Origin of the sequence: Streptomyces sp. NBC_01537 (assembly GCF_045040445.1) — a bacterium.
Classification (GTDB): Bacteria; Actinomycetota; Actinomycetes; order Streptomycetales; family Streptomycetaceae; genus Actinacidiphila.
Genome location: NZ_CP109392.1, coordinates 5,164,813 through 5,188,901, shown reverse-complemented (window position 1 = coordinate 5,188,901; position 24,089 = coordinate 5,164,813). Strand labels below are relative to the sequence as shown.

Annotated in this window: 23 protein-coding genes; 12 read left to right on the top strand and 11 right to left on the bottom strand. The window is 70.8% G+C overall.

The window, feature by feature from the left end:
- The first annotated feature begins 141 nt into the window (after positions 1-141).
- A complete protein-coding gene (locus OG607_RS23955) occupies positions 142-972 on the top strand; it encodes an HAD family hydrolase (RefSeq protein ID WP_405727010.1) in 831 nt (276 codons plus the stop codon).
- A gap of 348 nt (positions 973-1,320) precedes the next feature.
- Here OG607_RS23955 and OG607_RS23950 read toward each other — a convergent pair whose 3' ends face one another.
- A complete protein-coding gene (locus tag OG607_RS23950; protein WP_405727007.1) occupies positions 1,321-2,169 on the bottom strand; it encodes an oxidoreductase in 849 nt (282 codons plus the stop codon).
- 101 nt (positions 2,170-2,270) lie between these two features.
- Between OG607_RS23950 and OG607_RS23945 the strand changes: the two genes are divergently transcribed.
- Both OG607_RS23945 and OG607_RS23940 read left to right on the top strand, forming a co-directional pair.
- Positions 2,271-3,254, top strand: coding sequence for an ATP-binding protein (locus tag OG607_RS23945; RefSeq protein ID WP_405727004.1), 984 nt, complete (start codon positions 2,271-2,273; stop codon positions 3,252-3,254).
- 190 nt (positions 3,255-3,444) lie between these two features.
- Positions 3,445-5,682 (top strand): SulP family inorganic anion transporter, encoded by a 2,238-nt coding sequence (locus tag OG607_RS23940; RefSeq protein ID WP_405727001.1) that lies wholly within the window; start codon positions 3,445-3,447, stop codon positions 5,680-5,682.
- A 7-nt stretch (positions 5,683-5,689) separates the two neighbouring features.
- Here OG607_RS23940 and OG607_RS23935 read toward each other — a convergent pair whose 3' ends face one another.
- Positions 5,690-6,337: a hypothetical protein gene (locus OG607_RS23935; protein ID WP_405726998.1), complete on the bottom strand. Its 648-nt coding sequence runs from the start codon at positions 6,335-6,337 to the stop codon at positions 5,690-5,692.
- Positions 6,334-6,894: an RNA polymerase sigma factor gene (locus tag OG607_RS23930; RefSeq protein WP_405726995.1), complete on the bottom strand. Its 561-nt coding sequence runs from the start codon at positions 6,892-6,894 to the stop codon at positions 6,334-6,336. Before OG607_RS23930 ends, OG607_RS23935 begins: the two co-directional genes overlap by 4 nt.
- A 143-nt stretch (positions 6,895-7,037) precedes the next feature.
- Between OG607_RS23930 and acs the strand changes: the two genes are divergently transcribed.
- From acs to OG607_RS23905, 5 genes are all read left to right on the top strand, one after another.
- Positions 7,038-9,032: an acetate--CoA ligase gene (gene acs, locus OG607_RS23925; protein ID WP_405726992.1), complete on the top strand. Its 1,995-nt coding sequence runs from the start codon at positions 7,038-7,040 to the stop codon at positions 9,030-9,032.
- Positions 9,033-9,164: 132 nt separating this feature from the next.
- Positions 9,165-10,577 (top strand): Na+/H+ antiporter NhaA, encoded by a 1,413-nt coding sequence (gene nhaA / locus OG607_RS23920; RefSeq protein ID WP_405726989.1) that lies wholly within the window; start codon positions 9,165-9,167, stop codon positions 10,575-10,577.
- A 60-nt stretch (positions 10,578-10,637) separates the two neighbouring features.
- Positions 10,638-11,123 (top strand): phage holin family protein, encoded by a 486-nt coding sequence (locus OG607_RS23915; RefSeq protein WP_405726986.1) that lies wholly within the window; start codon positions 10,638-10,640, stop codon positions 11,121-11,123.
- Positions 11,124-11,135: 12 nt separating this feature from the next.
- Positions 11,136-12,068 (top strand): alpha/beta fold hydrolase, encoded by a 933-nt coding sequence (locus OG607_RS23910; RefSeq protein WP_405726983.1) that lies wholly within the window; start codon positions 11,136-11,138, stop codon positions 12,066-12,068.
- Positions 12,069-12,205: 137 nt separating this feature from the next.
- Positions 12,206-12,397, top strand: coding sequence for a hypothetical protein (locus tag OG607_RS23905; RefSeq protein ID WP_405726980.1), 192 nt, complete (start codon positions 12,206-12,208; stop codon positions 12,395-12,397).
- Between the two features lie 19 nt (positions 12,398-12,416).
- On the opposite strand, the gene OG607_RS23900 is transcribed toward OG607_RS23905, so the two are convergent.
- From OG607_RS23900 to nth, 3 genes are all read right to left on the bottom strand, one after another.
- Entirely contained in the window at positions 12,417-13,616 is a 1,200-nt protein-coding gene (locus OG607_RS23900; protein ID WP_405726977.1) for a MarP family serine protease, read from the bottom strand.
- A 69-nt stretch (positions 13,617-13,685) separates the two neighbouring features.
- The gene (locus tag OG607_RS23895; protein ID WP_405726974.1) at positions 13,686-14,384 is read right to left on the bottom strand and encodes an NUDIX hydrolase; all 699 of its coding nucleotides are present in this window, start codon (positions 14,382-14,384) and stop codon (positions 13,686-13,688) included.
- A complete protein-coding gene (gene nth, locus OG607_RS23890) occupies positions 14,381-15,175 on the bottom strand; it encodes an endonuclease III (RefSeq protein WP_405726971.1) in 795 nt (264 codons plus the stop codon). Before nth ends, OG607_RS23895 begins: the two co-directional genes overlap by 4 nt.
- Positions 15,176-15,451: 276 nt before the next feature.
- Between nth and OG607_RS23885 the strand changes: the two genes are divergently transcribed.
- On the top strand, positions 15,452-16,126 hold the full coding sequence (locus OG607_RS23885; protein ID WP_405726969.1) for a Crp/Fnr family transcriptional regulator: 675 nt from the start codon (positions 15,452-15,454) through the stop codon (positions 16,124-16,126).
- Between the two features lie 72 nt (positions 16,127-16,198).
- On the opposite strand, the gene OG607_RS23880 is transcribed toward OG607_RS23885, so the two are convergent.
- From OG607_RS23880 to OG607_RS23865, 4 genes are all read right to left on the bottom strand, one after another.
- The gene (locus tag OG607_RS23880) at positions 16,199-17,023 is read right to left on the bottom strand and encodes an MBL fold metallo-hydrolase (RefSeq protein ID WP_405726966.1); all 825 of its coding nucleotides are present in this window, start codon (positions 17,021-17,023) and stop codon (positions 16,199-16,201) included.
- A complete protein-coding gene (locus OG607_RS23875; RefSeq protein WP_405726963.1) occupies positions 17,020-17,895 on the bottom strand; it encodes an NUDIX hydrolase in 876 nt (291 codons plus the stop codon). Before OG607_RS23875 ends, OG607_RS23880 begins: the two co-directional genes overlap by 4 nt.
- Before the next feature lie 129 nt (positions 17,896-18,024).
- On the bottom strand, positions 18,025-18,489 hold the full coding sequence (locus OG607_RS23870; RefSeq protein WP_405726960.1) for a RidA family protein: 465 nt from the start codon (positions 18,487-18,489) through the stop codon (positions 18,025-18,027).
- On the bottom strand, positions 18,486-18,647 hold the full coding sequence (locus OG607_RS23865; protein ID WP_136726681.1) for a DUF4177 domain-containing protein: 162 nt from the start codon (positions 18,645-18,647) through the stop codon (positions 18,486-18,488). Before OG607_RS23865 ends, OG607_RS23870 begins: the two co-directional genes overlap by 4 nt.
- A gap of 72 nt (positions 18,648-18,719) precedes the next feature.
- On the opposite strand from OG607_RS23865, the gene OG607_RS23860 reads away from it, so the two are divergent.
- Together OG607_RS23860 and OG607_RS23855 are read left to right on the top strand one after the other, a co-directional pair.
- On the top strand, positions 18,720-19,724 hold the full coding sequence (locus OG607_RS23860) for an ArsA-related P-loop ATPase (protein ID WP_405726956.1): 1,005 nt from the start codon (positions 18,720-18,722) through the stop codon (positions 19,722-19,724).
- Positions 19,721-21,103: an ArsA family ATPase gene (locus OG607_RS23855; RefSeq protein WP_405726953.1), complete on the top strand. Its 1,383-nt coding sequence runs from the start codon at positions 19,721-19,723 to the stop codon at positions 21,101-21,103. The genes OG607_RS23860 and OG607_RS23855 overlap by 4 nt, the downstream gene beginning before the upstream one ends.
- On the opposite strand, the gene OG607_RS23850 is transcribed toward OG607_RS23855, so the two are convergent.
- Positions 21,085-21,429 (bottom strand): WhiB family transcriptional regulator, encoded by a 345-nt coding sequence (locus tag OG607_RS23850; RefSeq protein WP_329316051.1) that lies wholly within the window; start codon positions 21,427-21,429, stop codon positions 21,085-21,087. The two genes, OG607_RS23855 and OG607_RS23850, sit on opposite strands and share 19 nt — an antisense overlap.
- A 387-nt stretch (positions 21,430-21,816) precedes the next feature.
- Here OG607_RS23850 and OG607_RS23845 point away from each other — a divergent pair, with 387 nt between their 5' ends.
- Positions 21,817-24,078, top strand: coding sequence for a transglycosylase domain-containing protein (locus OG607_RS23845; RefSeq protein WP_405726949.1), 2,262 nt, complete (start codon positions 21,817-21,819; stop codon positions 24,076-24,078).
- Positions 24,079-24,089: the final 11 nt, after the last annotated feature.

Here is a 24,089-nt window from a genome sequence, read left to right as displayed (position 1 = left end):
CGTCCCCACGGTCCGACTCGGGGGGGGAGGAGCCAGACCGGGTTAGCACGGTCGCGAACGATCCGTGACTTCCATGGTGTACCCGAAGGCCTTCTCAGGCAAACCCACGCGCCTCAGCTTACGCCGAATGGATGGGTGCCTATGCTCGTGCTCGTGGAAAACCACCTGTCTCCGCGCACCGCGGCCTTCTTCGATCTCGACAAGACCGTGATCGCCAAGTCGAGCACGCTGGCCTTCGGCCGGTCCTTCTACCAGGGAGGACTGATCAACCGGCGTGCCGTACTGCGCACCGCGTACGCGCAGTTCGTCTTCCTCCTCGGCGGGGCCGACCACGACCAGATGGAGGGGATGCGCAAGTACCTCTCCGAGCTCTGCCGTGGCTGGAATGTGCAGCAGGTGCGGGAGATCGTGGCCGAGACGCTGCACGACCTCATCGACCCGATCATTTACGACGAGGCGGCCTCCCTCATCGAGGAGCACCACCTGGCCGGCAGGGATGTCGTCATCGTCAGCGCGTCCGGAGCGGAGGTCGTCGAGCCGATCGGCGAGATGCTCGGGGCCGACCATGTCGTGGCCACCCGGATGGTCGCCAAGGACGGCTGCTACACCGGCGAGATCGACCATTACGTCTACGGCCCCGCCAAAGCCGAGGCGGTCCTCGGGCTCGCCGAGTCCGAGGGATACGACCTGGAGCGCTGCTTCGCCTACAGCGACTCGATCACCGACATCCCGATGCTGGAAGCCGTCGGCCACCCCTACGCCGTCAACCCCGACCGCGCGCTGCGCCGTGAGGCGGTCGCGCGCGAGTGGCCGGTGCTGACCTTCAACCGCCCGGTGCGGCTGCACCAGCGGGTGCGCGGCCTGTCCATACCCCCGCGTCCGGTGCTCGCCGCCGCCGCGATCGGAGCGGCGGCCGCCACAGCGGGCCTGGTCTGGTACGCGGCCCGCCGCCGCAGGCCCGCAATGTCCTGATCAGTCATGAATACGAAATAACTGGGCGCAGGGGTTCCGCTTGCCCTGCTCGCGCTGTAGAAATGAGTTAACGGCCCGCGAGACCAGGACATTCCGAGAGGAATCCCCCCTAGAAATCTGCATGAGGCCCCACGGACCGAGCATGACAATCGGGCACCCACGCGACGCAGACCCGCTTACCGGGCCAGCCGCACCAGGTGACGGGCGAAGTCCCGACCTGATGGGCAAATATCGTGCACGCTTGGTAACCCGAACGTCATGCCAGCGGCGGCACCCTTCCGGGTGTCGCCGCAACCCTGTTCAGGCGCCGCTCAGGCCCTCTTCCATTCAGGCCCTCTTCGGGGGCGACTACGAAGCCGCGCCCCGCTGCAGCGCCTCGCAGACCGCCACACTCTCCCGCACCCCGAGCCCCACGGCCCGCCCGCAGTGCGCGATCCAGGCGGTCATGCCCTCGGGCGTGCCGGAGACATAGCCCTCAAGCGCCTTGAGGTAGTCCGCGCGCCCCAGCTCGGCGTGCCCGACCTCCGCCGGACAGATGGACTTGGGGTCGAGGCCGCTGCCGACCAGCACGACGCGCTGCGCTGCCCGCGCCACCAGCCCGTTGAAAGAGCCGAAGGGCCGCAGCGCGAGCAGCTCGCCGTGCACCACCGCGCCCACCACCAGCGCCGGGGCCTCGCTGCCCGCGAGCAGCAGCCCTGCCAGGCCGTCCAGGCGGGCGGCGACCTCCTCGGGTTCGGGCAGCGGCAGCGCCGAAGCGGCCTCCATCAGCGGGTCGTCGGTCACCTTCTCGCCCGCCAGCCGCGGCCGCCCCACCGTCTCGTCCGGCACCGCGCCGCCCGCCGCGACCAGGTGCAGCCTGGCCAGCGCCTGCACCGGCGACTGCCGCCACATGCTGAGCAGTTGGCCCGCCTCGGCGGTCAGCCGCAGCGCGGCACCAACCGCGAGCGCTGAGCCATCGGATGACGCGGTGGCGGAGAAGTCGCTTCGGCGCCGGACCTCCTCCAGCGGCCAGTCGGCCCCGGCCAGCGCCGCCGAGCCGCGCGCGCCGCGCAGCGCCGCCTCGGAGGTCACCTCGTTGGAGCGCCGGCGCATCACCCGGTGGCCGTAGACCTGGTCCACGGCCTTCCGTACGGAGTCCACGGACTCCGCGACACCGGGGAGCGAACCGAGGACGGCGAGCGGATCTGTCGTACTCATACGTACGACCCTACGCACCCCGGCCGCGTGCCCCTCTTTGGAGTGGTGTTCCTCACCTCGCGTGCGGTAGGAGGCCACCCGCACCACTACCCTTACCGAACATGAAGATCGCTTTCGTCGGGAAGGGCGGCAGCGGCAAGACGACGCTGTCCTCTCTCTTCATCCGTCATCTCGCCGCCGCCCGGACCCCCGTCCTCGCCATCGACGCCGACATCAACCAGCACCTCGCGCCCGCCCTAGGCGTCGACGAGGACGAGGCCGCCGCGCTGCCCGCGATGGGCGCGCACCTCCCGGAGATCAAGGAGTACCTGCGCGGCGCCAACCCGCGGATCTCCTCCGCCGACACCATGATCAAGACGACCCCGCCGGGCCACGGCTCGCGTCTCCTGCGCGTGGTCGAGGACAATCCGGTCTACGCCGCATGCGCACGCCGGATTCCGCTGGACGACGGTGAGGCGCGGCTGATGGTCACCGGGCCCTTCAGCGAGTCCGACCTCGGGGTCTCCTGCTACCACTCCAAGGTCGGCGCGGTCGAGCTGTGCCTCAACCACCTCGTCGACGGACCCGGTGAGTACGTGGTGGTCGACATGACCGCCGGCAGCGACTCCTTCGCCTCCGGCATGTTCACCCGCTTCGACATGACCTTCCTGGTGGCCGAGCCGACCCGCAAGGGCGTCGCCGTCTACCGCCAGTACAAGGAGTACGCCCGCGACTTCGGGGTAGCTCTGCACGTCATCGGCAACAAGGTGCAGGGCCCCGAGGACCTGGCCTTCCTGCGCGCCGAGACCGGCGACGACCTGCTGGTCACCGTCGGCCACTCCGACTGGGTGCGGGCGATGGAGAAGGGCCGCCCGCCGCGCTTCGAGCTCCTGGAGAAGGCCAACCGGGCGGCACTGCGCACGATGCACACCGCCGTCGACGCCGCGCACGAGCACCGCGACTGGGCGCGCTACACCCGCCAGATGGTGCACTTCCACCTGAAGAACGCCGAGAGCTGGGGCAACGAGAAGACCGGGGCGGACCTGGCGTCGCAGGTCGATCCGGCATTCCTGCTCGGCGAGCATTCACCCGCAAGGACCAATTAGCAGTCCGTACGGTCCCACGGCCCTCCAGCCTGTCAGAGCCGTGCATTACTCTCCCATTACCGAGTCTTGAGAGTAACGAGATGATTACCTTCCGTTACTTCTCGGGGTCCTTGGCAGCAGCACCCGCCGCACAGCCGTGACCACGACCGCGTACCCACGCAGCCGCGCCGCCCCGGAGGAGACGGGATCCATGCAGAAACTGCGCCACGACCTACGTCACGACCTACGCCACGACCTTTCCGCTTCGATCACCGTTTTCCTCATCGCCGTCCCGCTGTCCCTCGGCATCGCCATGGCGACCGGCGCCCCGCTGCAGGCCGGGCTGGTCTCGGCGGCCGTGGGCGGCATGGTCGCCGGGCTGCTGGGCGGGGCCCCGCTGCAGGTCAGCGGGGCCGCCACCAGCCTGGTCGTGGTCACGGCCGAGCTGGTGCAGCGCTACGGGTGGCGCACCACCTGCGCCATCACCGTGCTCGCCGGCTTGGCCCAACTCGCCCTCGGGGCGCTGCGGGTCGCCCGGGCGGCGCTCGCGGTCAGCCCTGCGATCGTGCACGGCATGCTCGCCGGGATCGGCGCGACGATCGCCATCGCGCAGCTGCATGTGGTCCTCGGCGGCAGCCCGGATCCCTCGGCGCTCGACAACATCGCGGCCCTGCCCGCCCAGTTGGCGCACCCCAATCCGGCGGCGCTGCTGATCGGCGCGGTCACCGTCGCCGTGCTCATCGGCTGGCCCCGGCTGCCCGGCCGGGCAGGACACGCGCTGCGCACGGTCCCCGCGGCGGTCGTGGCGATCGCCACCGCCACGGCGATGGCGGCCGGGATCACGCTGCCCAGGGCGGAACTGCCCTCCTGGAACACCCTGGTCCTGCCCGGCCTGCCGGACGGGCCGGTGCTCGGCATCATCGCCGCCGTCCTCACCGTCACCCTCGTCGCGAGCATGGAGTCGCTGCTGTCCGCCGTCGCCGTCGACAAGCTGCGGGCCGCGCGCGGCGACACGGCCGAGCGGGCGGGCCTGGACCGGGAGCTGCTCGGCCAGGGCGCGTCCAATGTGGTCTCCGGGCTGCTCGGCGGGCTGCCGGTGGCCGGCGGCGCGATCCGCGGCTCGGCCAATGTCGCGGCCGGAGCGGTCAGCCGCCGCTCCACCGTGCTGCACGGGGTGTGGGTGGCGGGGTGTTCCGGCCTGCTGGCCGGAGGTCTGGAGCTGATCCCGCTGGCCACGCTCGCCGCGCTGGTGATGGTGGTCGGGGTGAAGATGGTGAGCTTCGCGCACCTCAGGCACGTCCAGCGGCACCGCGAATTCCCCGTCTACGCGGCCACGGTCGGCGCGGTCGTCCTCTTCGGCGTCCTGGAGGGCGTGGCGGCCGGGGTCGCGGTCTCGGTCTTCCTGCAGATGCGCCGGCTCACCCGGACCCGGATCACGGTCACCGAGGAGGACGGCACCCACCGGGTCCACGTACGCGGCCAGTTGACCTTCCTCGCCGTCCCGCAGCTGACGCGGGCCTTCGCGCAGGTGCCCTACGGTTCCACGGCCGTGGTCGAGCTGGACGGCTCCTTCATGGACCACGCTGCGTACGAGGCGCTGCGCACGTGGTGCGACGGGCACCGGGCGCGCGGCGGCTGGGCCACGCTGGCCGGGCGGGCGGGGCAGCCGATCGCCGAACCCGCCAGTGCGCATGCGTGCCGGCCCTGGACGCCGTGGCGCAACCACCACTGCACGCGCACGGACGTCGCCGCCGGCTCCGAGGGCCAGCTCGTCGGCGGGCTCAGCGCCTTCCAGCGCAACACGGCCCCCCTGGTGCGCGACGAGCTGGCCCGGCTCGCCGCCGAAGGCCAGCGGCCCACCCAGCTCTTCCTGACCTGCGCGGACTCCCGCCTGGTCACCAGCATGATCACCTCCAGTGGCCCCGGCGACCTGTTCACCGTGCGCAATGTCGGCAACCTGATGCCGCCGCCCGGCACGGATGCCTCGTGCGACTCGGTGGCCGCCGCCGTCGAATACGCCGTGGACGTCCTGGAGGTCGGCAGCATCACCGTCTGCGGCCACTCCGGCTGCGGAGCCATGCAGGCCCTCCTCGGCGGCCAGGGCCACGAGCCCGGCGCCCAGACCCCCTTGGCCCGCTGGCTCCGCCACGGCCGCCCCTCCCTGGCCCGCCTCGGCCGCATCGGACGCCTCGGGCGCGGCGAGGTCGCCCTCGCCGACCGGCCGGTGGCCGACGATCTCGAGCGGCTCGCCCTGGTCAACGTCATGCAGCAGCTCGACCACCTGATGGCCCACCCCTGCGTCGCCCGCCGGGTGGCCGAGGGCACGCTGCGGCTGCACGGCATGTACTTCCATGTGGCCGAGGCCCAGGCGTACGTCCTGAACCGGACGACCAGCACGTTCGCCGCGGTGCGGCCCGGGGTGGCGGGCGGCGTGCTCGACGCGGTGTGAGTCCTCCCTACTCCACCGCGCAGTCGACGGACCGCGTCTTGCCGTGCGCCGCCTTCCCGTCCCACACGAGCTTCTGTGGGACGGGAAGCGGCTGCTCGCCGGCCACGTACACCTCCAGGTGGGTCATCGCCCTCACTTCTCCGGTCTTGGTGCCGTTGACCCGCATGACCCCCGTGTACTTGTTGATGTCGACCTGGATCCGCTGCCCGGGCTTCAGCTTCGACGGGTCGATCCGCAGATGCACTCCGTCGCCGGACCCGTTGAGCCAGGAGACGACCTTCCCGGTGTCCTTCAGCACCTGCTCCATGGCGGGCCCCTCGCGCATGCACGTGCCCTGGTCGTCGACGAGCCGGTCGACCGTGGCGTCGAGCCCCGCGGCGCGCAGGTCGTCCTGCAGCTGCTGCGGGTCGCCGAACTCCTCGCCCGTCACCGTGACGGTGCCGTCGGCGTTCTTCTCCACCGCGTACGCCGCCGTGGCCCCGCCACCCGGCAGCAGGACGACGGTGACGGCCGCCGCCGCGCACGCCGCCAGCGCCAAGGCGGTTCGGCGCAGGGTCACCCGGCGGCGTACCGGCTGCGGGCGGTCGCCGGAAGCGAGGGCGACCTCGCGGAGGAGTTCGTCCAGCAGCCGGTCCTCGAAGGTCTTGGTGCTCATGCTTCTCCCCCTGCGTAAGTGAGTTCCGTCGCGGTCCGCGGCTCCGCCGCCGCGCGCAGCGTCCGCCGCGCGCGGTGCAGCCGTACGCGTGCCGTGACCTGCCGTATGCCGAGCGCGGCGGCCGCCTCGGTGACGGTGAGCTGGTCGACGGCGATGAGTTCGAGGACGGCCCGTTCCCCCTCGGGGAGCGAGGCCATGGCGGCCAGCGCCCGGCGGCCCGGGGACTCGGCGTCGACCTTCTCCTCCAGGCGGACGATGTCGTCCGGTTCGAGGAGCCGGCGGCCGGAGATGCGGCCGTTGAGGCGCGATTCGCGGGCGCCGCGCCGCCGTTCGGCGGAGACGACGTTGCGGGTGATGCCGTAGAGCCAGCCGGTCTCGCTGCCGAGGCCGGGGCGGTAGGTGTGAGCGGAGTCGATCACCGCGAGGAAGACCTCGGCGGTAAGGTCGGCGACCGTGTGCGGGTCGTCGACACGCCGCGCGATGAAGCGGGTGACGGCCTCTATGTGTTGCCGGTAGAACTCGGCGAACGCCTCCGGATCGCCGACCGTGTGTCTCATATCGCTTGCCACAAGTGCGTATCCCCTCCTCGTGCTGCCATTCACCCCTACTTGGGCAGCCGGCGGCAGGGCGTTACAAGGACAACAGGTCTAAACCAATTTTCGGGACGGGCCTTGTCATGGAAGCCCCTTGCTGATGAGCTATGGCCCGGGACACACGTGAGCCTGTCGAAGGAGACATTGTGAGCAACGAGAGCCTTGCCAACCTCCTTAAGGAGGAGCGCCGGTTCGCCCCGCCCGCCGAGCTGGCGGCGGCCGCGAATGTCACCGCGGACGCGTACGCGCAGGCGAAGGCGGACCGGCTGGGCTTCTGGGCGGAGCAGGCGCGGCGGCTGACCTGGGCGACGGAGCCGACGGAGACGCTGGACTGGTCGAATCCGCCGTTCGCGAAGTGGTTCGCCGACGGCAAGCTCAACGTGGCGTACAACTGCGTCGACCGGCATGTCGAGGCCGGCCTCGGCGGCCGGGTCGCCATCCACTTCGAGGGTGAGCCCGGCGACAGCCGCGCCATCACCTACGCGGAGCTGAAGGACGAGGTCAGCCGGGCCGCCAACGCGCTCACCGAACTCGGCGTGGGCAAGGGCGACCGGGTCGCGGTCTACCTGCCGATGATCCCCGAGGCCGTCGTCGCGATGCTGGCCTGCGCCCGGATCGGCGCCGCGCATTCCGTGGTCTTCGGCGGCTTCTCGGCCGACGCGCTGGCGACCCGGATCGAGGACGCCGACGCACAGGTCGTGATCACCTCCGACGGCGGCTACCGGCGCGGCAAGCCGATGGCGCTGAAGCCCGCCGTGGACGAGGCAGTCGAGCGCGTGGACCGGGTCCGCCATGTGCTGGTCGTACGCCGCACCGGGCAGGAGGTCGCCTGGACCGAGGGCCGCGACGTGTGGTGGCACGACGCCGTGGACGGCCAGTCGCCCGAGCACACGCCGGAGGCCTTCGAGGCCGAGCAGCCGCTGTTCATCCTCTACACCAGCGGCACGACGGGTAAGCCGAAGGGCATCCTGCACACCTCCGGCGGCTACCTCACCCAGGCCGCGTACACCCACCACGCCGTCTTCGACCTCAAGCCCGAGACCGACGTGTACTGGTGCACCGCCGACATCGGCTGGGTGACCGGCCACTCGTACATCGTCTACGGGCCGCTGGCCAACGGCGCGACCCAGGTCATGTACGAGGGCACCCCGGACACCCCGCACCAGGGGCGCTTCTGGGAGATCGTGCAGAAGTACGGCGTCTCGATCCTCTACACCGCGCCGACCGCGATCCGCACCTTCATGAAGTGGGGCGACGACATCCCCGCGAAGTTCGACCTGTCCAGCCTGCGCGTGCTGGGCAGCGTCGGCGAGCCGATCAACCCCGAGGCCTGGATCTGGTACCGCGAGCACATCGGCGGCGGCCGCTGCCCGATCGTCGACACGTGGTGGCAGACCGAGACCGGCGCGATGATGATCTCGCCGCTGCCCGGTGTGACCGAGACCAAGCCGGGCTCCGCCCAGCGGGCCCTGCCCGGCATCTCCGCCACCGTCGTGGACGACGAGGCCAACGAGGTGCCGGACGGGGCGGGCGGCTACCTGGTGCTGACCGAGCCGTGGCCGTCGATGCTGCGCACCATCTGGGGCGACGACCAGCGCTACCTGGACACCTACTGGTCGCGTTTCCAGGGCCGCTACTTCGCGGGCGACGGCGCCAAGAAGGACGACGACGGCGACATCTGGCTGCTCGGCCGGGTCGATGACGTCATGCTCGTCTCCGGGCACAACATCTCCACGACCGAGGTCGAGTCCGCGCTGGTGTCCCACCCGAAGGTCGCCGAGTCGGCGGTCGTCGGTGCGGCGGACGCGACCACCGGGCAGGCGATCGTCGCGTTCGTGATCCTGCGGGGCACGGCGGAGGACAGCGAGGGGCTGGTCGCCGAACTGCGCGATCATGTCGGGAAGATGCTCGGCCCGATCGCCAAGCCGAAGCGGATCCTGGTCGTCGCCGAACTGCCGAAGACCCGTTCCGGCAAGATCATGCGACGGCTGCTGCGGGATGTCGCGGAGAACCGCGAGCTGGGCGATGTCACGACCCTGACGGACTCCACCGTCATGGATCTCATCCAGACCAAGCTGCCGTCCGCCGCCAGCGAGGACTGACCGGTCCCCTCCGGGGGATGGGAAGGGGCGGGGCCAGGGGGAGAAACCCCGGCCCCGCCCCTTCCCAGGCTCAGTGGTCACATACCCGGATAATATGGGCGCCCGTGCCGTGACCCGACCGGAGGCCGAGCCTTGAGCGCGCCCGCGAACCGCCGCCGTTCCGTGTTCCTGGGGCGGATGTCGCTCCCCGAGCGGAACTTCGTCGCGGACGCGCTCCGTACGGAAACCCTCGGCGGCGTGCTGCTGCTCCTGGCCGCCGTGGCGGCGCTGATCTGGGCGAACAGCCCGCTCAGCGCGTCGTACGAGTCGACCGTGGACTTCCACTTCGGGCCGGCCGCGCTGCGTCTGGACCTGTCGGTCGGCCACTGGGCGGCGGACGGGCTGCTGACGGTCTTCTTCTTCGTGGCGGGCATCGAGCTGAAGCGCGAGCTGGTCGCGGGCGAGCTGCGCAGCCCGTCGGCGGCGGCGCTGCCGGTGGTGGCCGCGGTGTGCGGGATGGCGGTTCCGGCCCTGGTGTACGCGGTGGTGAACGCGACGGGCGGCGGCTCGATGCAGGGGTGGGCGGTGCCGACGGCCACGGACATCGCGTTCGCGCTCGCGGTGCTTGCGGTGCTGGGAACCTCGTTGCCGTCCGCGCTGCGGGCGTTCCTGCTGACGCTGGCGGTCGTGGACGACCTGTTCGCGATCCTGATCATCGCGGTCTTCTTCACCTCGACGATCGATCTGCCGATGCTCGGCCTGGCCGCCGTCGGCCTGGCGCTGTTCTGGCTGCTGCTGCGCAAGGGCGTGCACGGCTGGTACGTCTACGTGCCGCTCGCCCTCGTCAACTGGGGGCTGATGCACGCGAGCGGTGTGCACGCCACGATCGCGGGCGTGGCGATGGGCCTGATGCTGCGCTGCCACCGGCACGAGGGCGAGGAGCACTCCCCCGGGGAGCACATCGAGCATCTCGTACGCCCGCTCTCCGCCGGGCTGTGCGTGCCGCTGTTCGCGCTGTTCTCCGCGGGGGTCAGCGTTTCGGGGGACGCGCTGGGGGATGTGTTCGCGAAGCCGGAGACGCTGGGCGTGGTGCTGGGCCTGGTGGTCGGCAAGGCGGTGGGGGTGTTCGGCGGGACGTGGCTGGCGGCGCGCTTCACCAGGGCGGAGCTGAATCCGGAGCTGGCGTGGGCGGATGTGCTGGCGGTGGCGTCGCTGGCGGGCATCGGGTTCACGGTGTCGCTGCTGATCGGGGAGCTGGCCTTCGACGAGGACCCGTTGCTGGCCGGGGAGGTCAAGGCGGCGGTGCTGATCGGCTCGCTGATCTCCGCGGTCGTGGCGGGCGTGCTGCTGAAGCTGCGCAACGACAGATACCGCCGTCTGGTCGAGGAGGAGGAGCGGGACGAGGACCAGGACGGCATCCCGGACATGTACGAGCAGGGCGACCCGGAATACCACCTGCGCATGGCGGCCATCCACGAAGCGAAGGCCGCCGAACACCGCCGCCTCGCCGAAGTGGCGCGCACCGGGGGCGGCGGCGACGGACCGTCAGGCATGATCGGGGGGTAACCCCGCAATCGGGGGTCACCCCGCATACGCAGAATCAGACGGACGACCACGGAGGACGCGATGAGCGCAGCGCCAGCGGACGAGGCCGGGCCCGAGGGACGCAGCCTCGGCAAACTGTTCGCCTCGGCCACGGCGGAGATGTCCGCTCTGGTGCACGAGGAGATCGCCCTCGCCAAGGCGGAGGTCAGGGAGGACGTCAAGCGGGCCGGCGCGGGCAGCGGGGCGATCGCGGTCGCCGCGGTGCTGGTGCTGTTCTCGCTGCCCGTGCTGAGCTTCGCGGCGGCGTACGGGATCCACAACCTGGGTCTGGGCCTGGCGTGGTCGTTCCTGATCGTGGGCGTGGCGTTCCTGGTACTGGCGGCGCTGCTGGGGCTGCTCGCGAAGGCGAAGTTCAAGAAGATCAAGAAGCCGGAGCGGACCATCGCCTCGGCCAAGCAGACGGCGGCCGTGCTCCAGGGCGTCAAGCCGCATCCCCGGCCGGCCGTGGCGTCCGTGGACGGCGTCAAGGCGATCGCGTCCGGCAACGCGACCGACGTAAAGGTGTGACACGCTCTCGCCATGACGGACGCTGGTAATTCATCGGCCCAATCGGTCGTACGCCCCGACGGCCCCTGGACACACCGGGAGGTCGCGGCGAACGGCGCCCGCTTTCACATCGCGGAGATGGGCGACGGACCGCTGGTGCTGCTGCTGCACGGCTTCCCGCAGTTCTGGTGGGCCTGGCGCGACCAGCTGCCCGCGCTTGCGCAGGCCGGATTCCGCGCGGTGGCGATGGACCTGCGCGGGGTGGGCGGCAGCGACCGTACGCCGCGCGGCTACGACCCGGCCAACCTCGCGCTGGACGTCACCGGGGTGATCCGCTCCCTCGGTGAGCCGGACGCCGCGCTGGTCGGTCATGACCTGGGCGGCTATCTGGCGTGGACGGCCGCCGTGATGCGGCCCAAGCTCGTACGGCGGCTCGCGGTGTGCTCGATGCCGCACCCGAGGCGGTGGCGGGCCGCGATGCTGGGCGACTACAAGCAGACGGCCGCCGGGTCGTACGTATGGGGTTTCCAGCGGCCGTGGATCCCGGAGCGTCAGCTCCTCGCGGACGACGCGGCGCTGGTGGGCCGGCTGATCCGGGACTGGTCCGGGCCCCGGCTGCCGGAGGACGAGGCGGTGGAGACGTACCGGCGGGCGATGACCATCCCGTCGACGGCGCACTGCGCGATCGAGCCGTACCGGTGGATGGTGCGGTCGCTGGCGCGGCTGGACGGCTTCCAGTTCAACCGCCGGATGAAACGGCCCGTGCGCGTGCCGACTCTGCATCTGCACGGCTCGCTGGACCCGGCCATGCGCACGCGGTCCGCGGCGGGCAGCGGGGTGTACGTGGAGGCGCCTTACCGCTGGCGGCTCTTCGACGGGCTGGGGCACTTCCCGCACGAGGAGGACCCGGTGGCGTTCTCGACGGAGCTCATCAACTGGCTGAAGGACCCTGAGCCGGACCGCTAGGTCCCCGTGTGTCTTAGACGCCGCCCCGTCTATCCGCGCGGTCTCTTATATGACCATCAGCCAAATGCCGGGCGCATAGGCCAATTGATGGACCCCCAGGCGGTTACGGACCTTGGGGCCGGGGCACGTAGCTCGGTATGGGCTGGACGCACGACTACCGTGACGTGTCACGCAATCGCCGCTCCGGGGCAGCATCCGCCGCCCGGAGCTTCCCGGGGAACGGCACCCCGGACCCCCGAACGGGTGATTCCCGCATCGGGATTCCACATATCCTGCGGCGCCGCGCGCGCTGGGTGAGCGCGCGCCTGCGCCACGCGCGCAGCGACTAGAACCCGTCCGGGCGGCGGCTCACAGCGCGCAGCCCTGGCTGTCCACCTCGCCGCTGGCCGACACACCCGCGGTCGCGTCGGGGCGCACCTCGTCCGCCGTCAGGGCGTAGCCGGTCGACGCGTCGTCGAGTGACTTGGCGAAGACCACCCCGTAGACCTTGCCCTCTGGGGTGAGCAGCGGGCCGCCGGAGTTGCCCTGCCGGACCGTGGTGTAGAGGGAGTAGACGTCGCGGTTCACCGTGCCCCGGCGGTAGATGTCCGGGCCGGTGGCCGGGATGCGGTTGCGCACCCGGGCGGCGCGGACGTCGTAGCCGCCGTTCTCGGGGAAGCCGGCCACGATCGCGCTGTCGCCGGTCTTGGCGTCGGTGTCGCTGAAGCTGAGCGCGGGCGCGTTGAGCGCGGGGACGTCGAGGACCGCGATGTCGCGCTGGTAGTCGTAGAGCACGATCTTGGCGTCGTAGAGCTTGCCCTCGCCGCCGATCTGGACGGTCGGCTCGTCGACCCCGCCGACGACATGGGCGTTGGTCATGACGCGGTGCTGCGCGAAGACGAAGCCCGTGCCCTCCAGCACCTTGCCGCAGCTCGGCGCGGTGCCGACGACCTTGACGATGCTCTTCTTCGCCCGGCTGACCACCGCGCTGCTGGCGACCGCCGGGTCCGGGGCCGGGACATCGGTGATCGGCTCGTTGGCGAAGGGGGTGAAGACCTGCGGCAGGCCGTTCTGCGCGAGGGTGGAGCTGAAGTCGGCGAACCAGGTGTCGGCCTGCTCCGGTACGACGCGGGCGACGCCGAGCAGCACCTTGGAGGAACGTACCTCGCGGCCGAGCGTCGGCAGCGTGGTCGTGGCCAGCGCGGAACCGATCAGCCAGGCGACCAGCAGCATGGCCACGACATTCACCAGCGCGCCGCCGATCGCGTCGATCGCGCGCGCCGGGGACCAGCTGATGTGCGTACGGACCTTGTTGCCCAGGTGGGTGGTGAAGGCCTGCCCGACCGAGGCGCAGACGATGACCAGGACCACGGCGGTGACCACCGCGACCGTGCCCGGGGTGGCGTTGTCCGTGAGCTCGGCCCAGATCACCGGCAGCAGGTAGACGGCGATCAGCCCGCCGCCGAGGAAGCCGATCACCGACATGACGCCGACGATGAACCCCTGGCGGTACCCGATGACCGCGAACCACACGGCCGCGAGCAGCAGCACGACGTCCAGCACGTTCACCGAGACTCACCTCGCAGGCCGGGGCCCTCCCCGGGGGATTGCAACACCCGGACACCGTCTCATGGCTGATCAGCCCAGCGGGACGGTCTTTGACCTATCCCAACCTCGCTCCCAGCCCGCGAAATGCAGAATTCGGTCGATCAGGCCCGCTGTGAAGCCCCACACGAGCGCGTCCGCGACCAGGAACGCGGGCCCCCGGTAGCCGCTGGGGTGGGCGACGGTCGCGCGGTTGGCCGGGTCGGCGAGGTCCGCGACCGGCACCGTGAAGACCCGGGCGGTCTCGGCGAGATCGACCGCCCCGACCGGAGTGGGGCGGCGCCACCAGCCGAGCACCGGCGTGACGACGAAACCGCTCACCGGGATGTAGAGCCGGGGCAGCACGGCGAAGACCTGGACGCCGGAAGGGTCGAGCCCGGTCTCCTCCTCGGCCTCGCGCAGCGCGGCCCGCAGCGGCCCGTCGCCCTCGGGGTCGCCGTCCTGGGGGTCGAGCGCCCCGCCGGGGAAGGAGGGCTGCCCGGCGTGCGAGCGCAGGGAGCTGGAGCGCTCCATGAGCAGCAGCTCGGGGCCGGCGCCGTCGGCGCCCTCCCCGAAGAGGATCAGTACGGCCGAGGCGCGGCCGCCGGTTGCCGGAGGCAGGAAACGGCTGAGCTGCTCGGGCCGTACGTCGGCCGCGCCACGGGCGACGGGGCGCAGCCAGTCGGGCAGGCCGTCGGAGGTGACGTTGACAGCGTCAAGCCCGTCCTCGTAGGCCCTGTTCGCTCTCGTCACTCAGCCCCCAGCGCCGCGGCGGGCTTGCCCGGGAATCCGACGGGCGGCCTGAGCCGCTGGCCGGGGGCGCCGCCCAACTCGTACTTCAACAGTTTCTTCGCCTTCTCCGGGTCGGTCTCGCCCTCGCCGTACGCGGGGCAGAGCGGCGCTATCGGGCAGGCACCGCAGGCGGGCCTGCGGGAGTGGCAGACGCGGCGGCCGTGGAAGATCAGCCGGTGCGACAGCATCGTCCACTCGCTCTTCGGGAAGAGCGCCCCGATCTCCTGCTCGACCTTCTCCGGGTCCTCCGAGGTCGTCCAGCCGAAGCGGCGCACCAGCCGCCCGAAGTGCGTGTCCACGGTGATCCCGGGCACCCCGAAGGCGTTGCCGAGCACGACGTTGGCGGTCTTTCGGCCCACGCCCGGCAGTGTGACCAGGTCCTCCAGCCGGCCCGGCACCTCGCCGCCGAAGCGGTCGCGCAGCGCGGCGGACAGCCCGAGCAGGGACCTGGCCTTGGCCCGGAAGAAGCCGGTGGGCCGGATGAGCTGCTCCAGCTCCTCGGGGTCGGCGGCCGCGAGATCCTCGGGCGCCGGGTACTTCGCGAAGAGCGCGGGCGTGGTCTGGTTCACCCTCAGGTCCGTGGTCTGCGCGGACAGCACGGTCGCCACGAGGAGCTGGAAGGGATTGTCGAAGTCCAGCTCCGGATGGGCGTACGGATACGCCTCCGCGAGCTCGCGATTGATCCGCCGGGCCCGGCGCACCAGAGCGAGCCGCGACTCGGGGGCACGGCCCGTCGCGCTGCGTTCGCTCACGGCTGAATCGGCTCCGTCCTTCACCCGCCCGGCCGTACCACCCTGCTGTTTCTTGCGCGCACTTGGCGTATCAACCACCCGGCCAGCCTAAGGCTCGGCACTGACATCCGCTCCGGACCACGACGATCCCGTACCCAAACGGACCCCCGGAGCACAGCTCCGCGAACACATAAGACAGACTTGTGATTGATCGCACTGTTTCGCTGTACGGCATTATGGTCCGGAACCGGAAGCACGACCGAGAACAGTCCGGCATGGCCGACAAGGAGATAGCTCGTGGACGACGTTCTGCGGCGCGCACCGCTATTCGCGGCGCTCGACGATGAGCAGGCCGCTGAACTGCGCGCCTCCATGCAGGAGGTCACGCTGGCGCGTGGCGACTCGCTGTTCCACGAGGGCGACCCCGGGGACCGGCTCTATGTCGTCACCGAGGGCAAGGTGAAGCTCCACCGCACCTCCCCCGACGGCCGCGAGAACATGCTCGCCGTCATCGGCCCCGGCGAGCTGATCGGCGAGCTCTCGCTCTTCGACCCCGGCCCGCGCACCGCCACCGCCACCGCTCTGACCGAGGTCAAGCTCCTCGGCCTCGGCCACGGCGACCTCCAGCCCTGGCTCAACGCCCGCCCCGAGGTCGCCACGGCGCTGCTGCGCGCCGTCGCGCGCCGCCTGCGCCGGACGAACGACGTCATGTCCGACCTGGTCTTCTCCGATGTCCCGGGGCGGGTCGCCAAGGCGCTGCTCGACCTGTCGCGCCGCTTCGGCGTCCAGTCCGAGGAAGGCATCCACGTCGTCCACGACCTCACGCAGGAAGAGCTCGCCCAGCTCGTCGGCGCCTCCCGCGAGACCGTGAACAAGGCGCTCGCCGACTTCGCGGGACGCGGCTGGCTGCGGCTGGAGGCCAGGGCGGTCATCCTGCTGGACGTGGAGCGGCTCGCCAAGCGTTCTCGCTAGCGCGGTGACCGGAATGGTTCACCGGGCTCGTCCGGTGAACCGATTCGTCCTCAAACGCCGGACGGGCTGAATTCAGATCAGCCCGTGCTCGCGCAGGTAGTCCAGCTGGGCCCGCACCGACAGCTCGGCCGCCGGCCACAGGCCCTTGTCCACGTCCGCGTAGACATGGGCGACGACCTCGGACGGCGTGACGTAGCCCGATTCCACCGCTGTCTCGACCTGCGCAAGCCGGTTCGCGCGGTGGGCGAGGTAGAACTCCACCGCGCCGCGCGCATCGGTCAGTACGGGGCCGTGGCCGGGCAGGACCGTGTCCACGCCGCTGTCCATGGTGAGGTGCTGCAGCCGCCGCAGGGAGTCCAGGTAGTCGCCGAGGCGGCCCTCGGGGTGGGCGACGACGCTCGTGCCGCGCCCGAGGACGGTGTCGCCGGTGAGGACGGCCGCGTCGGCGGGCAGGTGGAAGGACAGCGAGTCCGCGGTGTGCCCGGGGGTGGGGATGACGCGCAGCTCCAGGCCGCCGGCGGCGATGACGTCGCCTGCCTCCAGGCCCTCGTCGCCGAGGCGCAGGGCGGGGTCCAGGGCCCGTACGGAGGTCCCGGTGAGCTCGGCGAAGCGGGCGGCGCCCTCGGCGTGGTCCGGGTGGCCGTGGGTGAGGAGGGTGAGCGCGATGCGCTTGCCGAGGGAGTGCGCGGTGCTCACGACATGCGCGAGGTGGGTTTCGTCCAGCGGGCCCGGGTCGATGACGACGGCGAGGTCGGAGTCCGGCTCGCCCACGATCCAGGTGTTGGTGCCGTCCAGCGTCATGGCCGACGGATTCGGCGCCAGCACGCAGAACGCGCGCGGCGTCGCCTGTCCCCCGACGGCCGGGCGGGGGTTGCCGGGCAGGATGGCCGAGGTCATTCGCCAGTTCCTCCGATGAGCTTGGTGAATTCCGGGTGCCCCGGCCAGCTGAGTACAACCCCGCCACTTTCGTCCTGCGCAAGCCGCGCCTGGGCCAGGACGGGGGTCAGATCGCGCTCCGCCGCGGCCGCGAGGGCCTCGGCGGCGGCTGCGTACGGGGTGAGCGAGCGCAGCGTCGCGATGGTCGGCGGCATCATCGTCAGCTCGCCCCTGTCGTACGCCGCCGCTGCCTCGGACGGGCGCAGCCAGGCCGTGTGGTCGGCCTCGCCCGACACGTCGCGGGTGCGCTGGCCCGGGGGCAGCGCGGTCACGAAGAACCAGGTGTCGTAGCGCCGCTCCTCGAACTCCGGCGTGATCCAGCGCGCCCACGGGCCGAGAAGGTCGCTGCGCAGGACGAGTTCGCGGCGGGCCAGGAAATCCGCGAACGCCAGCTCCCGGGAGACCAGCGCGCTGCGGTCCGCCTCCCAGTCGGCCGGTGTCGTGTCCTCGACCACGCGGGTCGCGTCCGCGCCGGCCAGCAGCACGCCCGACTCCTCGAACGTCTCGCGCACCGCCGCGCACACCACGGCCTGCGCAGAGGCCGCGTCCACGCCCAGCCGCTCCGCCCACACCTCCACCGGCGGCCCGGCCCAGCCGACGGCCCGCTCGTCCCGGGGGTCGACGCCGCCGCCGGGGTAGGCGTACGCGCCTGCCGCGAAGGCCATCGAGGTACGCCGGCGCAGCATGTGCACGGCGGGGCCCCCGGGCCCGTCACGCAGCAGCATCACCGTCGCCGCCCTGCGCGGCCGCACCGGCTCCAGGCGGCCTTCTGCCAGGGCCCTGATGCGGTCCGGCCAGCTCGGGGGGAACCACTGGCCGTTGGAGGTGGTCATGGGCCGGATGCTATGCGCTTGCGCGGGGATGTTCGATAGGGCCCGGGCTGTGCCCGGACCCACCGGGGGCTTCGCCCCCAGACCCCGAACGCCCTCCGGGCCTGTCCTCAAACGCCGGAGGGGCTGAATTCAGTCCGACAGCTCGACCTGGAGCTCGACCTCGACCGGCGCGTCCAGCGGCAGCACCGCGACGCCGACCGCGCTGCGCGCATGCACGCCCTTGGGGCCGAGGACCTCGCCGAGAAGCTCGCTCGCACCGTTGACGACGCCGGGCTGGCCGGTGAAGTCGGGGGCGGAGGCGACGAAGCCGGTGACCTTGACCACCCGCTTGATGCGGTCGAGGTCGCCGATGACGGACTTGACGGCCGCGAGGCCGTTGAGGGCACAGGTGCGAGCCAGCTCCTTGGCGTCCTCGGGGGAGACCTCGGCACCGACCTTGCCGGTGAGCGCAAGCTTGCCGTCGACCATCGGCAGCTGGCCGGAGGTGAAGACGTAGACGCCGGACCGGACGGCGGGGACATACGCGGCGAGCGGCGCGACGACACCCGGAAGGGTCAGCCCGAGCTCGGCGAGGCGATCGTCGACAGCGCTCATGCCTGCTTCTCCCGCTTGAAGTACGCGACGAGCTGCTCGGGGTTGTTGGGCCCCGGGATGACCTGGACGAGCTCCCAGCCGTCCTCGCCCCAGGTGTCCAGAATCTGCTTTGTCGCGTGCACGAGAAGCGGCACGGTCGCGTATTCCCACTTAGCCATGACAGGGACTGTAATGCCTGACAGCACCCACCCCACGCGTAGCCCGCCGCCCGACTGGTTAGGCTCGAAGCTGTGAGCCCTCAACAGTCAACTGCCACCAGGCTCCACGTCGTGACGGGCAAGGGCGGCACAGGAAAGACCACGGTCGCCGCGGCGCTCGCGCTCGCCCTGGCCGCCGAGGGGAGGCGCGTCCTCCTGGTCGAGGTCGAGGGGCGGCAGGGCATTGCCCAGCTGTTCGAGGCCGAGGCGCTGCCGTACGAGGAGCGGAAGATCGCCGTCTCGCCCGGCGGGGGTGAGGTGTACGCACTCGCCATCGACCCGGAACAGGCGCTGCTGGACTACCTGGACATGTTCTACAAGCTCGGCAGAGCCGGCCGCGCGCTCAAGAAGCTGGGCGCGATCGACTTCGCCACGACCGTCGCGCCCGGCCTGCGCGATGTCCTGCTGACCGGCAAGGCGTGCGAGGCCGTGCGCCGCAAGGACAAGGCGGGCTGGCGGACGTACGACGCCGTCGTCATGGACGCCCCGCCGACCGGCCGGATCACCCGCTTCCTCAATGTGAACGACGAGGTGGCGGGGCTGGCCCGGATCGGCCCGATATACAACCAGGCGCAAGCCGTCATGCGCGTGATGAAGTCCCAGGAGACCGCCGTCCACCTCGTGACGCTCCTGGAGGAGATGCCGGTCCAGGAGACCGTGGACGGCGTCGCCGAGCTGCGCGCCGCCGGGCTGCCGGTCGGCGGCGTGGTGATCAACATGGTGCGTCCGGTGGTCCTGGACTCCGACGCCGTGGGCGCGGTGGCCAACGGGCGGCGTACGGCGGTGGCGAAAGCCCTGTCCCAGGCCGGTCTGGGCGGCGCGCGCAGGGGCGGTCTGGCGGAGCGGCTGGTGGATCCGCTGCTTGCGCAGGCGTACGAGCACGCGGAGCGGGTAGCGCTGGAACGCCGCGAGCGCGAGGAGCTCTCCGCTCTCGGCCTGCCGACGTACGAACTGGAGCTGCAGGGCGACGGAATCGACCTGGGCGGGCTCTACAGGTTGGCTGAAATTGTGCGCAAGCAGGGAGTGGGGATCGCGTGAGCCTGGAGAGTCCGGTATTGGAGATCGACCCCCTCCTGGACGATCCGCGCACGCGGATCCTGGTCTGCTGCGGCTCCGGCGGCGTCGGCAAGACGACCACGGCCGCCGCCCTGGGCGTACGGGCCGCCGAGCGGGGCCGCAAGGCCGTCGTGCTGACCATCGACCCCGCGCGGCGGCTGGCGCAGTCCATGGGGCTGAGCGAGCTGGACAACACCCCGCGCAGGGTGGAGGGCGTCGACGAGTCGGCGGGCGGTGAGCTGAGCGCGATGATGCTGGACATGAAGCGGACCTTCGACGAGGTCGTGCTGCAGCACAGCGACCCGGAGCGGGCCCGGGCGATCCTGGAAAACCCCTTCTACCAGTCGCTTTCGGCGGGCTTCGCGGGCACGCAGGAGTACATGGCCATGGAGAAACTGGGCCAGCTCCGGGCGCTCGACACATGGGACCTGATCATCGTCGACACCCCGCCCAGCCGTTCCGCGCTGGACTTCCTGGACGCGCCGAAGCGACTCGGGTCGTTCCTGGACGGGCGGTTCATCCGGCTGCTGATGGCACCGGCGAAGGTCGGCGGGCGGGCCGGGGTGAAGTTCCTCAACCTGGGGATGTCGATGATGACCGGCACCCTGAGCAAGGTCATGGGCGCGCAGCTGCTGCGGGACGTGCAGACCTTCGTGGCGGCGATGGACTCGATGTTCGGCGGCTTCCGCAAGCGCGCGGACGCCACGTACAAGCTGCTCCAGGCGAACGGCACGGCCTTCCTGGTGGTGGCGGCGCCGGAGCGGGACGCGCTGCGCGAGGCGTCGTACTTCGTGGAGCGGCTGGCGGCGGAGGACATGCCGCTGGCGGGGCTGGTGCTCAACCGGGTACACGGGAGCGGGGCGGCGCAGCTGACCGCGGAGCGGGCCCTGGCGGCGGCGGAGGCCCTGGAGGACGGGCTGCAGGACGGGCCCCGGGAAGGACCCCAGGACCAGGACAAGCCGGCGGAAGCGTCAACTCCCCTCCCCAGCGGGGAGTTCGACGATTCCGCGGAATCCGCAGAAAATCTTCAAAACGGCGGCATTGTGGATCAGGCGGACGGGAAGGCTGAAGTCCGTAAGACCGACCACGCCTCTCCCGACCCGGAGCCGGGCCCAGAGCCAGTAGCGGAGCCGGTAGCGGAACCCGAATCCGCAGACCGTCTCGCCGCCGGCCTGCTCCGCCTGCACGCGGAGCGCATGCAGCTGGTCGCGCGCGAGCGCCGAACCCGGGATCGGTTCGTCTCAGTGCACCCCGAGGTGCCCATGGTGGACGTGGCCGCGCTGCCCGGTGACGTACACGATCTCGCGGGCCTGCGCGAGATCGGCGAGCGCCTCGCGGCAGGTCAGCCGACCGCCGCGTAGTCGCCGTACTCGTCATCGTCGTCGTCGAGCGTCAGCAGGCCGGTGCTGCGCTCGTACTCGTGTCGCGCGGTCTCCAGCAGCGCGCGCCACGAGGTGACCGTGGGACGCCGGCGCAGCAGCGCCCTGCGTTCCCGCTCGGTCATACCGCCCCAGACGCCGAACTCGACACGGTTGTCGAGCGCGTCGGCAAGGCACTCGGTACGCACCGGGCAGCCGGTGCACACCGCCTTGGCCCTGTTCTGGGCGGCTCCTTGGACGAAAAGCTCATCCGGATCCGTCGTACGGCACGCGGCCTGCGTGCTCCAGTCGGTTACCCAGCTGCTCATGCTGGCGCCGTCCTCTCCCGAATCGAGGCTCCCCCACGGCGGCGAGCGGCATATTCGCCGCCGCCAGTTGAGGACGTTACGGAAGGTGGGCACGGCGCAACAGCCCTTTCAGGCCCAATCTTGAATGGCCCGAACGGACTATGGGTACGCGGCAGATCACCCATGGGAGTGAGCTGGCGACATATCCGACCTGGGTGGCGTAGTCGGACATTTCGAGCATTCCAATGCCCGTGACCTATGGCATATGACAGGATTTCGGGCAGATCTCATCACCCACAAGAGTGACGGGGATGGACAGACGCACGCTGCGGGTTGCGACTGCCTTGTTACAAGGGTAGGCGAACAGATGGCCGCACGTCCTAAGAATCGCAACGTACGATGCCCTGCATGGGTCAGAAGCGATCGGGTGGAGGGCTCACCACAGCCCAGCAGGCCGCCAAGTTCCTCGGTGTCAGTGTCATGGCCGGCGTCGTGCTGGCGGGCATCGCGGTGCCCGCCGTCGGCGCCCTCGGGCTGTCCGCGAAGGGAACGGCCTCCGAGTTCGACTCGCTCCCGGGCGAGCTGAAGAGCCCGCCGCTGAGTCAGAGCACCCAGATCCTCGACTCCAAGGGTGGCTTGATCGCGACCGTCTACTCCCGTGACCGCAAGGTCGTGGCGCTGGACGACATCAACAAGACGATGCAACAGGCCATCGTCGCGATCGAGGACTCGCGCTACTACGAGCACGGCGCCATCGACGTCAAGGGCATCCTGCGCGCGGCGAACAAGAACGCCCAGAGCAGCGGCGTCTCGGAAGGCGCGTCCACGCTGACCCAGCAGCTCGTGAAGAACGTCTTCATCGAGGAGGCCGGCGACGACGCGACCAAGGTCGCCCAGGCCACCCAGCAGACGCTCGGCCGCAAGATCAAGGAAATGAAGTACGCGATCCAGCTCGAGAAGGAGCTGGGCAAGAAGAAGATCCTGCAGAACTACCTCAACATCACCTTCTTCGGCGAGCAGGCCTACGGTGTCGAGTCCGCCGCCAAGCGCTACTTCTCCACCACGGCCAAGAAGCTCACCCTCACGCAGTCCGCGCTGCTGGCCGGCATCGTCCAGTCACCGAGCGTCTACGACCCGGTCAACGACCCGCAGGAAGCCATCAAGCGCCGCAACGTCGTACTGCAGCGCATGGCCGACGTGAAGAACATCACCCAGGCCGAGGCCGACGCCGCGAAGAAGAAGCCCCTCGGGCTGAAGATCACCACCCCCAAGAACGGCTGCATCACCGCCGTCAGCGGCGCGGGCTTCTTCTGCGACTACGTACGCGAGATATTCCTCAACGACAGCACCTTCGGCAAGACCCGCGCCGCCCGCTACCAGCGCTGGGACCGGGGCGGCCTCACCATCCGCACCACCCTCAGCCCGAAGGCGCAGGCCTCCGTCCAGTCGGCGATCAGCAGCCACGTCTACGCCAGCGACGACGTCGCCACCGCCGTCACCCTCGTCCAGCCCGGCACCGGCAAGATCCTCGCCATGGGCCAGTCCCGCGCGTACGGCATCGGCAAGAACGAGACCACGATCAACTACTCGGTCAACCGCAACCGCGGCGGCGGCGCCGGCTACCAGCCCGGCTCCACCTTCAAGCCGATCACCGCGGCCGCCGCGATAGAGCAGGGCACCAGCGCCTCGCAGGTCTATGCCTCGCCCTACGAGATGAACTACCCGAGCCCGGTCTCGACCTGCAACGGCACCTGGACGAACCAGGAGGGCTCCACCGTCTCGAACGAGAGCAAGAGCGAAGTCGGCCCGATGGGGATGAAGGAGGCGACCGCCAAGTCGGTCAACACCTACTACGTCCAGCTCATCAGCGACATCGGCATCTGCCCCGTCACCCGCATGGCCACCTCCATGGGCATCCAGCGCGCCGACGGCAAGAAGCTGTCCCAGGTCCCCTCGATCACCCTGGGCACCCAGGAAGTCACCCCGCTGACCATGGCGAACGCGTACGCCACCTTCGCCAACGGCGGCGTCTACTGCTCGCCCACCGCGATCGAGTCGATCACCGTCACCCAGACCGGCAAGAAGCTCGCCGTGCCGAAGAGCAAGTGCGAGCGCGCGATGTCCGAGAAGACCGCCGCCACCCTCAACACCCTCCTCAAGGGCGTGGTCGAGGACGGCACCGGCCAGCAGGCCGGCCTCGACGACCGCGACAGCGCGGGCAAGACCGGCACCACCGACTCCCGCTACGCCGCCTGGTTCGTCGGCTACACCTCTGACCTGGCCGGCGCCGTCTGGGTCGGCGACCCGCAGCACAGCCGCAAGATGATCAACATCACCATCGGCGGCGTGTACCACGCCAAGGTCTTCGGCGCCGACACCCCGGGCCCCATCTGGAAGGCCGCCATGACCGGCGCCCTGTCCGGCACCACCTCCGACAACCTGCCGACCGTCGCCATCCAGGACCCGCAGAAGGACAACAACGGCGACGGCAACGGCGACAACAAGGGCACCACCACCGGAGACACCACCACGGGCACCACCAGCACCACCGGGCTGCTCGGCGGCATCTTCGACACCACGGGCAGCACGAGCACCGGCAACACGAGCACGGGCAGCACCGGCAGCAGCAACGGCCGCAGCGGCGGCAACGGGAACAGTAACGGCGGCTAGGCGGCTAGAGC

What these genes read in the sequence shown, in the direction of transcription:
- OG607_RS23955 (WP_405727010.1), top strand. Translation starts at nt 142, where the DNA reads ATGCTCGTGCTCGTGGAAAACCACCTGTCTCCGCGCACCGCGGCCTTC.
- OG607_RS23950 (WP_405727007.1), bottom strand. Translation starts at nt 2,169, where the DNA reads ATGAGTACGACAGATCCGCTCGCCGTCCTCGGTTCGCTCCCCGGTGTC.
- OG607_RS23945 (WP_405727004.1), top strand. Translation starts at nt 2,271, where the DNA reads ATGAAGATCGCTTTCGTCGGGAAGGGCGGCAGCGGCAAGACGACGCTG.
- OG607_RS23940 (WP_405727001.1), top strand. Translation starts at nt 3,445, where the DNA reads ATGCAGAAACTGCGCCACGACCTACGTCACGACCTACGCCACGACCTT.
- OG607_RS23935 (WP_405726998.1), bottom strand. Translation starts at nt 6,337, where the DNA reads ATGAGCACCAAGACCTTCGAGGACCGGCTGCTGGACGAACTCCTCCGC.
- OG607_RS23930 (WP_405726995.1), bottom strand. Translation starts at nt 6,894, where the DNA reads ATGAGACACACGGTCGGCGATCCGGAGGCGTTCGCCGAGTTCTACCGG.
- acs (WP_405726992.1), top strand. Translation starts at nt 7,038, where the DNA reads ATGGCCCGGGACACACGTGAGCCTGTCGAAGGAGACATTGTGAGCAAC.
- OG607_RS23915 (WP_405726986.1), top strand. Translation starts at nt 10,638, where the DNA reads ATGAGCGCAGCGCCAGCGGACGAGGCCGGGCCCGAGGGACGCAGCCTC.
- OG607_RS23910 (WP_405726983.1), top strand. Translation starts at nt 11,136, where the DNA reads ATGACGGACGCTGGTAATTCATCGGCCCAATCGGTCGTACGCCCCGAC.
- OG607_RS23905 (WP_405726980.1), top strand. Translation starts at nt 12,206, where the DNA reads ATGGGCTGGACGCACGACTACCGTGACGTGTCACGCAATCGCCGCTCC.
- OG607_RS23880 (WP_405726966.1), bottom strand. Translation starts at nt 17,023, where the DNA reads ATGACCTCGGCCATCCTGCCCGGCAACCCCCGCCCGGCCGTCGGGGGA.
- OG607_RS23875 (WP_405726963.1), bottom strand. Translation starts at nt 17,895, where the DNA reads ATGACCACCTCCAACGGCCAGTGGTTCCCCCCGAGCTGGCCGGACCGC.
- OG607_RS23870 (WP_405726960.1), bottom strand. Translation starts at nt 18,489, where the DNA reads ATGAGCGCTGTCGACGATCGCCTCGCCGAGCTCGGGCTGACCCTTCCG.
- OG607_RS23865 (WP_136726681.1), bottom strand. Translation starts at nt 18,647, where the DNA reads ATGGCTAAGTGGGAATACGCGACCGTGCCGCTTCTCGTGCACGCGACA.
- OG607_RS23850 (WP_329316051.1), bottom strand. Translation starts at nt 21,429, where the DNA reads ATGAGCAGCTGGGTAACCGACTGGAGCACGCAGGCCGCGTGCCGTACG.
- OG607_RS23845 (WP_405726949.1), top strand. Translation starts at nt 21,817, where the DNA reads ATGGGTCAGAAGCGATCGGGTGGAGGGCTCACCACAGCCCAGCAGGCC.